Here is a 14,358-nt window from a genome sequence, read left to right on the forward strand (position 1 = left end):
CCTTTTGCGTTTACACTGCGACAGGCGCTTTAATTGCAGGATGTGGATCATAACCTTCTAATGTTAAATCCTCCATTTCAAAATCAAAAACAGACTTTACATCTGGATTTAATTTTAGCGTTGGAAACGGACGTGGTTCACGCGCTAACTGCTTTTCCACTTGTTCAAAATGATTTGTGTAAATATGTGCGTCTCCAATCGTATGAACGAACTCTCCTGCTTCTAAACCACATTCGTGCGCGATTAAATGTGTTAACAATGAGTAGCTTGCAATATTAAATGGAATGCCAAGGAAAATATCACCGCTTCGTTGATATAACTGACACGAAAGCTTTCCGTCTGCTACGTAAAATTGAAATAGCGTATGACAAGGCGGAAGTGCCATACTTGGCACATCTTCAGGATTCCAAGCAGAAACAAGTAAGCGACGAGAATCTGGTGTTTTCTTAATCATTTCGATTACATCTTTTAACTGATCAATCGTCTCACCTGCTGTCGTTTTCCAAGCACGCCATTGTTTTCCATATACATCTCCTAAATAGCCATACTGATTTGCAAAATCATCATCTTCCAGTACATTCTTTTTAAACAAATCCATTTGCTCATCATATTGTTTCTTAAACTCTTCATCCTGCTGAGAGCGAAGTCCAAAGTCCGTCATATCTGGCCCTTCATACGCATCGCTTTCTACCCAGCTTTTAAACGCCCATTCATTCCAAATATTATTGTTATTTTGTAGTAAATAACGAATATTTGTATCGCCTTTCATGAACCAAAGAAGTTCACTAGCTACTAAGCGGAATGGCACACGCTTTGTCGTTAACAAAGGGAATCCCTTGCTAAGATCAAAACGCATTTGATATCCAAATACAGATACAGTCCCTGTTCCTGTACGATCTTCTTTTTTTGTACCATGCTCCATCACATGGCGACACAGATTTAAGTATTCATATTCAGCATGTTTCATATGTAAGAAAAACCCTCTTTCGCATCTATTTCCTATATGGAGTTTATCATACAAAAAATAATTCTGCATGCAAAATTCTCAGTAAAACTTATTGAAAAATATTTCAATATAGTAAGTATTAACAGAAATCTAGTATAGGATATCCATTTTAATGAATCTTACAAAATTCTTAACTTTTCATCTTTTAAGAGGTATTTCACTCTTTACCAAAGAAACTATAGTGCGGAAGTATAAAATAATATTTGGAGGTTAGAAGCATGTCTAAAATTGAAATTCCTGTTATTAGTTCATTACAAACAACAATTGAAAAAATGATGAAAGATCTACACGTTCCTGGGGCTGCTGTCGCAGTTATAAAAGATGGAGAAGTCATTGTTTCAGAAGGATTTGGCTATCGTGATTCAAAACAGAAAAAACCGGTTACGCCTCAAACACGCTTTGCAATTGGATCTGCGACCAAGGCATTTGGCACCCTATCTTTAAGCCTATTAGCACAACAAAAAAAGTTTGATTGGGATACTCCTGTTCAATCTTATATCCCTACCTTCGCTTTATCAGATATACTTGCAAGCTCCCAAATTACAGCACGTGATTTAGCTTCCCACCGCTCTGGCGTTAGTCGTCATGATGCTCTTTGGTACAACTCTTCCTTAACTCGAAAAGACATCGTTGAAAAAATAAAGCATTTATCACTTGATGCACCATTTCGCACAGCTTTCTTATATAACAACTTAATGTATGCAACAATTAGCTATATTGTAGAAAACATTACAAATCAGACATGGGAGCAATACGCCAAAGAACATATTTTAGCACCACTTCAAATGGAGCAAACAAACTTCTCTGTCACAGACTCACAAAATACGAATGACTACGCATTGCCTTACGTTGAGAAAGATGGAGAAATAAAAGAGGTACCATTCCGTAATATTGATACAGTAGGAGCTGCTGGATGCATCAATTCAACAATTGCAGATATGGCAAATTGGGTACTTTTCCATCTTAATCAAGGAAAAACAGGAGATCACGAATTACTATCTTCTGAATTATTACAACAAATGTATACGCCGCACAATACAATTCCTGATCAGCCACTTTTATCGCCCCCTGAATCACCAGTAAATAGTTATGGTCTTGGTTGGTTTATTAGTTCTTACCGTGGCTATAAAGTAATTCATCATAGCGGAGGTATCGATGGATTTTCTGCACTTGTCTCATTTATTCCAAAAGAAAATATAGGCCTTGTCATATTAACGAACGCCGGAAGCACCTTACTTCCTAGTTATCTTGCAAATCAAATCTATGACGAACTCCTCGGATTGGAAACACTTGATTGGCATAAGCGTGCTATAGAAGACACCGCTCAATTGAAAGAAATGATGAAAGAAGTAAACCAATCACTTCCAGAACAAGTAAAAGAGACCGTACCTTCTCATGCATTAGAAGACTATATTGGAACATTCGAACACCCTGCTTATGGAACACTAGAAGTGTATAAACAAAATGAAGAGTTATATTTACAGTTCACAGAACTAAAAGTTCGTTTACATCACCATCATTATGATATGTTTTATGCAACATTATACTTATTCCAAATAGAAATGAATGTGTTGCTTGCTTATGAGATGGATATAAAAGGGGAATTCCAAACAATCCAATTACATGTACCAGTTATGTTAAGTACACAGCCTCTTACATTTACGAAGATTAAATAAAAATACAACAATCTAAACTTATAATAGAGGAAAGCTATACTTTCCTCTATTATTTATCCCGTATTAACGGGTAATAAGATCTCTCCTCACATTTCCACATTAGGCGTATAAGCCACTTCTACAACAAACCCATTCGGATCATAAAAATCCACAGTATAATATCCATCTGAGTAATGATTCGTCTCAATCGGCCCACGAATAATCTCCGCTTGTACATTTTGTAAGAAATTAGTGACCTTATCAACTACAGCTCTACTAACACCCTGATAACAAATATGCCTCGGCCCTAACGTTCTTACAATCTTTTCATCTACTTCCTTGAAATATATTTCAATCTTCCCTGTACTAAATGCACTCTCATTCAACTGTTTCCAACCAACGATAGAGAACAACCTACTATAAAAACATATGGATTCCTCTAAATTTGCTACCCAAAATTCAATATGATGAATACCAGGTTCAAACTGCTGCATCCCCTTCTCTTTCTTTCATTTTAATGAACAGACTCAACTATATGTAAAATTTCATTTGGTGTATTTACCATATAATTTGGAGAATCTTCTTTGATCGTTTCCATCACATCATATCCCCATCCAACCCATACGACGTTTACGCCAACTTTTTTACATGCAACAATATCTCGTTGCTCATCACCAACATACAGCATATCAGCTTCTGTTAACTTTTTTTCTTTTAAAAATTTCTTGATAATTTTATCTTTCCCAAACAAATTTTTCGAACAAAAAACTTCTTGAATATTTTTTATTTGATTGTTATGTAGAAATGCTCTAATATGCTCTTCTGAATTAGAGGATATTACTGCTATTCCATAACCCTTTCTATGTAATTCATCTAGCACTTCCTTCATGCCATTAAATAAGACTAGATCTTTAATAGCTGGCTGGTATAGTTTATAAAACTCTAGCGCTAATATAGGCAATTTATAAAGTGGTACATGAAGCTGTTTACACCTTTCAGGAATAGATAATTTTCTTAAAGGTTCAATTTCTTCTTCACTTACCGTTTTATACCCATGCTTCTCAGCAAGTTGATTATAAATAGGAACAAATATATCTTGTGAATCTACTAATGTACCGTCAAAATCAAATACAACATATTTCAACATAATGAATACTCCCTTAGCCTCTTTTTTGAACAAATCTAAACATACTCTATTCGCTGTTAAGATCCGCTTCACCTTTAATTTTCACATTTATAAAAACAAAAAAGAACAAGGACATCTCCTCGTTCTTTTTATCACGACAGCCATTTCGGCGGCATATTCGTATTCCAATAAATATCTCCTAACTCATGATGCGCTGTATATCCATCATCAAAGCGATGGTAGTGGAAATTAAAATAATATCCATCTTGTGGTGGATGATCCCGCCTTACATGGAAACGTAGTAAATCATTTCCTGTTTTCGTATCATATACATGAAAAATCTTTTCGTTATTGCCGCCTGCTGGTTTCTGTGAAATTGTTAATGATTGTAAAGACTCTTCCGGTACATCTGTTGTAAGCTCTGCAATTGCTTCTTCTATTTTAGGTAGAATAATATCTTTAAATTCATCTTCAATGACAGGTCCAATTTTAGAACCAAACTTTTGCATAGATTGTTTCTCAGCTTCTTGCATTGCATAGGTCACAAAGGTCTCTGCGGTTAACCTCTCTCGATTTTCTTCATATGTATAGGACGTCTGCTCCAAATTTTGTTGCCTTGTTGTAGGCTTGTCCGCTTTTGCATTATCAAGCAAAATAGAAGGAGGCGTCACTAAACCAAATGTAAATACAGTAATTAATGCGACTAACGTCTTTCTAAACCAATTTGGCATTTTTTATTCCCTCCCCTTTCACTACTTATATTTGTATAACAGTTGTTTCTTCCATTATACAAAATGATGCTAATTTTTGCACTTTACAAATTTATTAACTTTCATATTTTTTTCATTTGAATATGTAATAGTCAGATTTCATATAATATAAGTACAACAATAGTGAGGAGGATTTTTAATGACTCTAGATGTCATGTACTCCGTCGTGAGCATTTTTGTTCTCTTATATTTTATTTACCAGTCAATTACAGACTAAAAAAGAGCCATTATGGCTCTTTTTTCTATGGTATGAATACAATCCAGCCTATTAATATTAATAGTAGGCTTCCTACGATAATAGCTGGTAATAAATAAAACTGGCCAAGTATAACTATGCCGTAAATCAAAACAGCCGGAACAAACAAGGACATTCCCGCTCTTCCTTTTAACAATAATAACTTCCCTTGATCACAATATAATTGGAGAAACATTTTTTTAACAAATTCATTCCATTGATCCCCTGAATAAAGTGCAATTGCAACACAGGCAAATACAATAATAATAAGCGCAATCCACCATGGTGTTACTTTTATCGATACTGCACTCATAAAGATAATTTTAATATAAAAACTTAAAGAAGCACCTGATCGAAAATACTCCTTAAAAAATGATTCAATAATACGCGAATCAGATTTTTTCCCTAGTATATGCTTCGAACGTGGAAACAACCATGGTCTCGAGTTATTACTTTGCTTCGTTATTTGACCACTAAAGTGCATGATTTCCGTTGTCCAGCGCATACCCTCTTCCTTTTCTTTTTCAACTTCCTTAAAAAAGAAACGTTGATAGTTCATTTTTTGTTTTATCAATATCAAACTAATTCCAATCAATACAATGATAAATAGCATTGCATATACTGGATGTTTAAAACCTAAAAACATACCACTTCCCAAACAAATAAAACTCATAAAAAATACGATAATCTTTACAATCCATAATACCCAGCGCTTCCCTCCACGCACATCTATATATCTTACCAATAGTGATAACATACACCGAAAAACGGTAAAGAACAGCCAAAATAATACGACTTGTAAAAGAGAAGCCCCCATACTCTTAACCAATATAGGTAACATAATGAGCGTTACAATGATATTTGTTATACTTATTCGAATACATGTGTATACCATGCCATATTTCATTAATTTTTTCATGTGAACTGGATGCTGAATTAAAAACAGGCTATCTGCTTGCTCAAAAAACGAACGCATTCCTCTTGAATATGTAACAAAGAAAAATACAAACAAGCCCAATAAAAAATAAGCCGGTTCTTCTGCAGATAATTCTCTTGTCCATAACGAACGATAATAAATCCCGCTAAATACAAGTACTGGAACGATAAAATATAATGCGATTGTCCAATCAGTTACAGACCGAATGGATTTCCATTTTCTTTTCAGTTCATGACGCAACCTTTTATAAAATTGTTGTTTCATCATGTTGTTCCCGCCTTACGATTGCATCAAAACAATCTAATAATGGACTCTCTGGCATTTCTGCTAGGGATTGAATTGTTTGTAGATTACCGTTTGCTAATAACGTTCCTTGTGAAATAAGTAAAAATCGTTCACAGATTCTTTCCGCTGTATCTAGCACATGGGTACACAGTAAAATCCCTACTCCCCGCTCTTTTTCTTTATATAAGAAATTTAAAAATTCTCGTGTTGCTACTGGATCTAATCCAATAAACGGTTCATCAATAATATAAAAGTCTGGTTCCGTTAAAAAAGCCAAAATCAACATTGATTTTTGTTTCATACCTTTTGAAAACTTTGATAAGTATTCATGCTTATGCTTTTCCATTCGAAATGTATGTAATAACTCCTGTGCGCGTTCCTCCCAGCTCCCTATTTCACACCCACGTGCAGCCATTAACAATTCAATGTGCTCCCATAATGTTAAATAATCATAATACGTTGGGTGTTCTGGCACATATGCATACGGATTCTCTTTTTCACCAAACGAAATTTCACCCTCCATATTTGCAAGTAAGCCAAGCATTGATTTAATTGTCGTACTTTTCCCAGCTCCATTTGCACCAATAAGAGCAACTAGTTCACCTTTTTCAATTGAAAATGCTATATCATGGATTGTTTTTTCTCCTGCTTCATAACCCGCTGATCGAATATTGACCTGTAACAAATTACTTCCCCTCTTCCCACTTACAATAAACTCCAGGGAAATCATAACATATTTCTTCTTAAAATATCATTCTATATATCTAATATGTTAAATATTCATATTCGTATTACTAGCAGGAAAAAACACTTTTTAACAGAATATTTAACATTTGGAGTTATTAATTTATATTTACAGATGGAGTTGAGAGTATGAAATCTCACATTCGAAAAGCAACTGTGAACGATATAGAAGCACTTTGTTCACTAACAAAAGAATTAAAAGGTTCTGATATTTCTTATGTAGACATGCAAAACCGCTTACAATTTGTTGAAATGAGCCCATTTGACTTCTTATATGTTTACGAAGAAGATGATCATATATTTGGATTCCTTGGATTTCGTATACGTGAGAACTTAGAAGATGTGACACGATACGGGGAAGTATCCATTATTAGTGTTGACTCCACAGCAAGAAGAAAAGGAATTGGACAAATTTTAATGGAGTATGCTGAACAGTTAGCTAAAGAGCATAACTGTATTGGAACATGGCTTGTAAGTGGTACGCAAAGAACAGATGCTCATCCATTCTATAAAAAATTAGGATACGAAATAAACGGATATCGATTTGTAAAATACTTTTAATTTACTAGTTGAAGGGAACTACTATTATGACAAACATTCAAGCAATATTTATCGATCGTGATGGAACCATCGGAGGAGATACTATCATACATTATCCTGGTGAATTTACCTTATTTCCATTTACACAAGACGCCTTACGTGCATTAAAAGAACAAAATATAAAACTATTTTCCTTTACAAATCAACCTGGTATTGCTGATGGAAAAGCAAGTATAGAAGATTTTATTCAAGAACTAGAAGCTTTTGGTTTTGATGACATCTATCTTTGTCCTCACAGACATGGAGATGGATGCGAATGTCGAAAGCCAAGTACAGGTATGCTTCTGCAAGCATCAAAAAAACATGAGCTTGATTTAACAAAATGTATCGTTATTGGCGATCGCTGGACTGATATCGTTGCTGGCGCAAATGTGAGTGCAACAACGATCTTAGTTCAAACGGGTGCCGGGCATGACGCATTACATACATATCGCGATAAATGGGCTGATATTGAACCGAGTTATATTGCAGAAAACTTTCAAGATGCTGTCATTTGGATTCTGAAACGAATTACAACACAAATTTAAGAAGCACCTTATTTAAAAAAACCCTAACATATTAATCAAAAGTAATATGTTAGGGTTTTTATTTTTCATATACAAATCTACAAGCAATCGCAAATAATATTGTACGTTGTATTCACAGGAACTTGCACAATAGTAATATACGTTGAATGATAGAGTTCGGTTTGTATTTTCGCCTGTATTAATATTGAATTTAGAAAGTTAATTCATAATGGAAATAACGATTATCTCTCAAATATCCATTCTCGGCATATAATCGCTGTGCTGATATGTTATCTATTTCTGTTTGCAATTTTAATCCTTTTGCACCGTTCTCTAGTGCGAAAATTCTAGCCGCTTCTAATAATTTTTTTCCAATACCTGCGCCGCGTTTACCTTCTTGTACAAATAGATCATTTAAAATCCATAATTCTTTCATCGAAACTGATGAAAAAGAAGGATATAATTGTGTGAATCCAAGGTACTCCCCATCTTCAACAGCTACAAAAATTACAGATTCTTTTCGCTCTATGCGATTACGCAAAAATACTCGTGCTTCTCCCACATTCGACTCTTGTTTATAAAAGGTACGATAATTATTAAATACTGATGCTACTCCATCTAAATCTTCAATTGTCGCTTCATATATTTTCACTTTACTTCGCTTCCTTTCCAATACTCCTTCATAAGGTCCGTTACCCATTCAGGTTGTAAAATATCTTCATTCGGTAAAAACTCTCTCATAACAGGCTTTATATCCAATATAGGTGTACCGTCAATTGCATCTAATCCTTCAACTACAATTGATTTTCCTTCTCGCCTTACAACTTTTGCAATTGTCGCCCCCAATCGATTGGGACGATTTTTCCCCCGCTGTGCAAAAATACCTATTTTCGGATATTCCTTATTATTTCGTGGATGTCTAGCCGAATATTGAATCTGTTCATCTTTCACTTTATGAAAATAAAAGATTACTTCAATATGTGAAAAATCTTCAATTCCTTGTATACTCTCTTCTGCATATGAATCCGTTAATGTAATAAGAGATTGTACATCTCCCCATTCATCATCCATTATCATTTTTCTTTCATTATGTACAAAAGCAATTGGCCGAAGTGAAAACATCCATACTCCCCCTTTTTTGTAACCACTTACATTATAAAGTATCTTCTGAATATTTTCCATCGACACAACCGGATTAGTTTACATAATAAAGTTATGTAATTATTTTTTATTCTTTTTCATCACATCCAAATAACCTCCTAAAGAGATGTTTACAGCTTCAACAGCATGTATAAAAGTTGTATCAAATAAAGGAACTTGAGAATCTTCCTGTTTTACTAATAGCCCTATTTCCGTACAACCTAATATAATTCCTTCTGCTCCATTTTGTACGAAACGATTTATTATTTCTTTATAGGAATCTCTTGATGTTTGATTAACCTTTCCTAAACATAACTCGTTATATATGATTCTATTTACTAATTCCCTATCTGTTTCATTTGGTATCATTACTCTCATACCCTTTTCTTCTATACGTGATTTGTAAAAATCTTGTTCCATTGTATATTTCGTTCCGAGTAAACCAACTGATCGAATTCCTTGTTTCTTTATTTCCATAGCTGTTGCATCCGCGATATGTAAAATAGGAATACTCACCTTATCTTTAATATTACTAATCACTTTATGCATTGTATTCGTACAAATAACAATGAAGTCTGCACCAGCTTTCTCAAGAGAATATGCAGCTTCTCCTAATACGTTTCCCGCTTTTCCCCAATCACCTTCAGATTGATATCGTTCAATCTCTTCAAAATCAACGCTATATAAAAGACATTTCGCTGAATGTAATCCTCCTAACCTCTTTTTTACTTCTTCATTAATAATGCGATAATATTCAGAAGAAGACTCCCAGCTCATTCCACCAATAAGACCTATCATTTTCATCTTACCCATTCCCCCTTATTTTCTCATTTAAAATTTACACAACATTATTATGTAATTTTAACATAACAAAAAGGACATTTGTTAAACAAACAAATGTCCTTTTTTAGTTCTTCTTATACAATTCCAGTTAAGCTATAAACACCGATCACAACAAATACAGCTATTGTTTTAATAATAGTAATTGCAAAAATATCACGATAAGATTGCTTATGTGTTAATCCAGTTACTGCCAATAATGTAATGACAGCACCGTTATGTGGTAATGTATCCATTCCTCCTGATGCCATTGAAATAATCCTATGCATCACTTCAAATGGAATATTATATTGCTCTGCCGCCGCAATGTATTTCTCCGACATCGCACTTAAAGCAATCCCCATTCCTCCTGATGCTGATCCAGTAATTCCCGCAAGGACATTTGTAGTAACTGCACCATTTACGAGAGGATTTGTGAACGTCGTAGAAATACTGTCCCGAATGACACCGAAGCCGGGTAATGCTGCTATAACTCCCCCAAAACCATATTCTGCTCCAGTATTCATAGCAGCAAGCAATGCACCACCAATACTTGCATTTAAGCCAGCTTGAAATCCCGTAAATAAGCGGTTCCAATTTAAAATTATCGTTGTAATAATTCCGATTAATAGTGCCAGTTCAACAGACCATACGCCTAGCACACCAGAAAGTTCCACTTTGCCAAATGTTTTTAATCCAATAGATGAAAAATCAAATCCCTTTGGATACCATGTTGGAATCATCACTGTAAAAACTTTATTCATTGCCCCCACTAAAATAAGCGGTATAAAAGCAAGTACTTGGCGAAGTGGTGTAATTTCGGGAGTATGAATAGCTGGTGGTTTTATAGTTTGTTCTGTTTCAGTTGTGGCTGCCATTTCAGAGTTCTCATTTCCACAACCATAATAACCTTCTTCACTTTCCTCTGCCTTTTTTCGTCTTCTTTCTAAATACAACATACCAACAAGAAATACAAAGACCGCCCCAATGATTCCAAGAAATGGTGCTGCATAAATGTCTGTTTTAAAAAACGTGGTTGGAATAACATTTTGAATTTGCGGTGTCCCCGGAAGCGCATCCATTGTAAACGTAATCGCTCCAAGAGCAATTGTTCCTGGTATTAATCGTTTTGGAATATTAGCCTCTCGAAATAAATTAGCTGCAAATGGATATACCGCAAAAGCAACTACAAACAAACTGACGCCACTATAGGTTAATATAGCACCCATCAGAACAATTGCTAGCATAGAACGTTTGACACCAACTAGCTGAATAATTGTTTTTGCAATAGACTCCGCAATCCCTGACATTTCTACTACCTTACCGAAAATTGCTCCGAGTAAGAATACTGGAAAATATAATTTAATAAACCCAACCATTTTTTCCATAAAAATATTAGAGAAAAAAGGTAATACGTGACTTGGCTCTGTTAATAAAACCGCAAATAGCGCGCAAATTGGGGCAAATAATATAACCGAAAAACCACGATAGGCAACAAACATCAGCATGCAAAGAGCCAATAAAATAATTACTAATTCCATCTCCTGCCCCCTTTTCATTTCCGTGGAAATATTTTAATAATATTCAGAAATCTATTGAGGTACTTATAGAATTTTCATATTGATAGTCAAAACATATACGATATAATTTTTTCACCTCATGATAAGAAGGGATGCGTGGGTTATTACTCGGACTCCCACTAGCCAATGCATCTTTCGCCATTTTTGAAAGAGCATTTTCAAATTCAACCTGATCAATTCCGTACTCCCTAAGATTAGGAGTACGTAGATCCAAACAGAGTTTCTTTATTTCAAAAATAGCATGGTTAGCAAGCTCTTCATCAGATAATGAATGTAATTCCGGATTTATAATCCGCCCAATATCTGCGAGGCGTTTGACTGAGCAAATTTTTGTAAAATCTAAAACTGCTGGTAGTAACATCGCATTTGATATACCATGGGGTACATGAAATAGTGCTCCAATTGGGCGTGACATTCCATGGACTAAAGTGACCGATGCGTTTGAAAAAGCAATGCCAGCTTGTAAGGATGCAATCATCATTGCTTCTCGTGCTTCTATATCTGTCCCCTTTTCATAGGCAATCCGCAAGTGTTTCATAATCGCTCCAATTGCTGCAAGTGCTAATACATCTGTAAGCGGTTGCGAAAATCTAGAAAGATATGCTTCAATTGCATGACATAGTGCGTCAATACCTGTTGCTGCAGTAATATTCGGTGGAACAGAACGTGTCAATAAGGGATCGATAATCGCGATTTGTGGCGTGAAATTTGGGTGCTTAATCATCATTTTGACATCTGTTTTTGTATTTGTAATAACAGCAACACTTGTAACTTCTGATCCTGTACCAGATGTTGTTGGAATTGCAATAAGGGGTAATGGTTGCTTTTCTATTTCCACATGATTTTGAACATAATCTTCAATCTCTCCTCCATTTGTAAACAGAACTGCTACAGCTTTTGCTGCATCAATACAACTTCCTCCACCAAGCCCAATAATAAAATCACATTTTGACTCTGCACATATCGTTAACGCTTCCAAAACGTGGATATTTGTTGGTTCCGCATTTACATTTTCATAAGTAATAACATCTATTTTTTTCGCTTTTAGTAGTTTCACACACGCATCAATATAACCAAGTTTTTTCATAATAGAATCACTGATAATGAAAGCTTTTTTCCCTAGTTTAATTGCTTGTTCTCCTAATTTATCCAGTGAATTTCTCCCGTACAAAACGTTCTTTGGCATACGAAACTCTGCGATTTCTTGCAAATAACCCACTCCTTCTTTCCCTACTAAATATTTTATAATGTGAAATTTCCATTGTATAAATTATCAAATGTAATATTCCACTTCGATTAATTATTTCCTCCCAGACTAATAAATTTATTAGTAGATTCCTGTAAACATATAAAAAGCAATTACTAAAAATACAGCGACCGTTTTCAATATTGTCACAGCAAATATATCACGATACGATTGTTTATGTGTCAATCCTGTAACAGTAAGGATTGTAATAATTGCTCCGTTATGTGGAAGTGTATCCATCCCTCCCGATGCCATTGAAACAATACGATGCATAACTTCAAGTGGAATATGATATTGTTCTGCCGCTGCAATAAATTTATCTCCCATTGCACTTAATACAATTCCCATTCCTCCCGATGCTGAACCAGTAATACCAGCAAGAATATTCGTTGTCACCGCTCCATTTACGAGTGGATTAGTAAATGTTGCAGAAATGCTATCTCGCATAATCGCAAACCCTGGAAGTGCTGCAATTACGCCACCAAAGCCGAATTCTGCTCCTGTATTCATTGTTGCAAGCAATGCTCCTCCAATACTTGTATTCAATCCTGCTTGAAATCCTGTTACAACACGCTTCCAATATAATAAAAGCGTTGTTATAATCCCAATGATGAGTGCTAATTCTACAGACCAAATACCAAGTACTGCGCTTAACTCTATCTTACCAAACGATTTCATTCCAATTGAGGAAAAATCAAAACCATTTGGATACCATTTTGGTATTGTTATTGTAAAAAACTTATTCATAACTCCTACTAAAATAAGTGGTACAAAAGCAACGACTTGCTGTACTCTTGAAATTTTAATACTTTGAAGAGAAGTATGATTCTTTTGCTCTAACTCCAGTGATGCTGCCATTTCAGAATTCCCATCTTCAAAACCAAAATATCCTTCTCCAGCTGCTTTCGCCTTCTTACGTCGACTCTCTAAATAGATCAATCCTAACGTTAAGACAAAAATAGCACCAATAATACCAAGTATAGGTGCTGCATAAATATCTGTTTTAAAAAATGTTGTCGGGATTACATTTTGAATTTGCGGTGATCCTGGGAGTGCATCCATCGTAAACGTGACAGCTCCAAGAACGATTGTTCCAGGTATTAAGCGCTTCGGAATATTCGCTTGACGAAACAATTTTGCAGCAAATGGATATATTGCAAACACAACAACATAAACACTCACACCGCTATAAGTTAAAACAGCCCCCATTAAAACGATAGCCAAAATGGTCCGTTTTTCACCCACTATTTCAATAATTGTCTTAGCAATAGAATCTGCAATTCCAGACATTTCTACTACTTTACCGAAAATAGCACCTAGTAAGAAAACTGGAAAATACAACTTAATAAAGCCTACCATTTTCTCCATAAAAATATTCGAAAAGAAAGGCAGTACAAAACTAGGTTCTGTTAAAAATACTGCAAATAGAGCAAAAATCGGTGCAAATAAAATAACAGAAAATCCTCTATAGGCAACAAACATAAGTAAACTAAGTGCTAATAAAATAATAACTAGCTCCAATTCTCTCACCTTTCTCAGACTGAAAATTCAATCTTTTCAATCCGGATTTTTTCTATGTATCCCTACAAAATATCGCTTTTATAACGATTCAAATACTGACATTCCTCCCCCTTTTCTAACAAAATTTTTATAATTAAAATAGCATATTTATTACTATTCTATTACATATGAAAAATCCCTTTAAACGA

General features: G+C 34.8%; 15 protein-coding genes. 3 read left to right on the plus strand and 12 right to left on the minus strand.

What is annotated here, in order from left to right:
- Window positions 1-10: 10 nt before the first annotated feature.
- Complete coding sequence (locus C564_RS0119110; RefSeq protein ID WP_003197376.1) at window positions 11-967, minus strand: thymidylate synthase; 957 nt, start codon at window positions 965-967, stop codon at window positions 11-13.
- Window positions 968-1,224: 257 nt separating this feature from the next.
- Between C564_RS0119110 and C564_RS0119115 the strand changes: the two genes are divergently transcribed.
- Window positions 1,225-2,682: a serine hydrolase gene (locus tag C564_RS0119115; protein WP_018766429.1), complete on the plus strand. Its 1,458-nt coding sequence runs from the start codon at window positions 1,225-1,227 to the stop codon at window positions 2,680-2,682.
- Window positions 2,683-2,768: 86 nt separating this feature from the next.
- On the opposite strand, the gene C564_RS0119120 is transcribed toward C564_RS0119115, so the two are convergent.
- The 5 genes from C564_RS0119120 to C564_RS0119140 form a co-directional block, all read right to left on the minus strand.
- Complete coding sequence (locus C564_RS0119120) at window positions 2,769-3,155, minus strand: VOC family protein (RefSeq protein WP_018766430.1); 387 nt, start codon at window positions 3,153-3,155, stop codon at window positions 2,769-2,771.
- Between the two features lie 20 nt (window positions 3,156-3,175).
- Entirely contained in the window at window positions 3,176-3,808 is a 633-nt protein-coding gene (locus C564_RS0119125) for an HAD-IA family hydrolase (RefSeq protein WP_018766431.1), read from the minus strand.
- 131 nt (window positions 3,809-3,939) lie between these two features.
- Window positions 3,940-4,518 (minus strand): YpjP family protein, encoded by a 579-nt coding sequence (locus C564_RS0119130; RefSeq protein ID WP_018766432.1) that lies wholly within the window; start codon window positions 4,516-4,518, stop codon window positions 3,940-3,942.
- A gap of 281 nt (window positions 4,519-4,799) precedes the next feature.
- Window positions 4,800-5,996, minus strand: a complete 1,197-nt coding sequence (locus tag C564_RS0119135) for an ABC transporter permease (RefSeq protein ID WP_018766433.1) — start codon at window positions 5,994-5,996, stop codon at window positions 4,800-4,802.
- Window positions 5,974-6,699, minus strand: coding sequence for an ABC transporter ATP-binding protein (locus C564_RS0119140; protein WP_016114694.1), 726 nt, complete (start codon window positions 6,697-6,699; stop codon window positions 5,974-5,976). Before C564_RS0119140 ends, C564_RS0119135 begins: the two co-directional genes overlap by 23 nt.
- A 188-nt stretch (window positions 6,700-6,887) precedes the next feature.
- On the opposite strand from C564_RS0119140, the gene C564_RS0119145 reads away from it, so the two are divergent.
- Both C564_RS0119145 and C564_RS0119150 read left to right on the plus strand, forming a co-directional pair.
- Window positions 6,888-7,319, plus strand: coding sequence for a GNAT family N-acetyltransferase (locus tag C564_RS0119145; protein WP_006094728.1), 432 nt, complete (start codon window positions 6,888-6,890; stop codon window positions 7,317-7,319).
- A 26-nt stretch (window positions 7,320-7,345) separates the two neighbouring features.
- On the plus strand, window positions 7,346-7,885 hold the full coding sequence (locus C564_RS0119150) for an HAD-IIIA family hydrolase (RefSeq protein WP_018766434.1): 540 nt from the start codon (window positions 7,346-7,348) through the stop codon (window positions 7,883-7,885).
- Window positions 7,886-8,075: 190 nt separating this feature from the next.
- Here the strand turns inward: C564_RS0119150 and C564_RS0119155 are convergent, their stop codons facing one another.
- The 6 genes from C564_RS0119155 to C564_RS0119180 form a co-directional block, all read right to left on the minus strand.
- Complete coding sequence (locus C564_RS0119155) at window positions 8,076-8,516, minus strand: GNAT family N-acetyltransferase (RefSeq protein WP_018766435.1); 441 nt, start codon at window positions 8,514-8,516, stop codon at window positions 8,076-8,078.
- A complete protein-coding gene (locus C564_RS0119160; RefSeq protein WP_006094725.1) occupies window positions 8,513-8,986 on the minus strand; it encodes an SAM-dependent methyltransferase in 474 nt (157 codons plus the stop codon). Before C564_RS0119160 ends, C564_RS0119155 begins: the two co-directional genes overlap by 4 nt.
- Before the next feature lie 99 nt (window positions 8,987-9,085).
- On the minus strand, window positions 9,086-9,808 hold the full coding sequence (locus C564_RS0119165; protein WP_018766436.1) for an aspartate/glutamate racemase family protein: 723 nt from the start codon (window positions 9,806-9,808) through the stop codon (window positions 9,086-9,088).
- Window positions 9,809-9,921: 113 nt separating this feature from the next.
- The gene (locus C564_RS0119170; RefSeq protein WP_018766437.1) at window positions 9,922-11,364 is read right to left on the minus strand and encodes a GntP family permease; all 1,443 of its coding nucleotides are present in this window, start codon (window positions 11,362-11,364) and stop codon (window positions 9,922-9,924) included.
- A 43-nt stretch (window positions 11,365-11,407) separates the two neighbouring features.
- Window positions 11,408-12,622: an iron-containing alcohol dehydrogenase gene (locus tag C564_RS0119175; protein WP_033794834.1), complete on the minus strand. Its 1,215-nt coding sequence runs from the start codon at window positions 12,620-12,622 to the stop codon at window positions 11,408-11,410.
- A gap of 108 nt (window positions 12,623-12,730) precedes the next feature.
- Complete coding sequence (locus C564_RS0119180; RefSeq protein WP_018766439.1) at window positions 12,731-14,170, minus strand: GntP family permease; 1,440 nt, start codon at window positions 14,168-14,170, stop codon at window positions 12,731-12,733.
- Between the last annotated feature and the right edge of the window lie 188 nt (window positions 14,171-14,358).

The organism is Bacillus sp. 105MF, assembly GCF_000374885.1.
In the GTDB taxonomy this organism is placed as follows: Bacteria; Bacillota; Bacilli; order Bacillales; family Bacillaceae_G; genus Bacillus_A; species Bacillus_A pseudomycoides.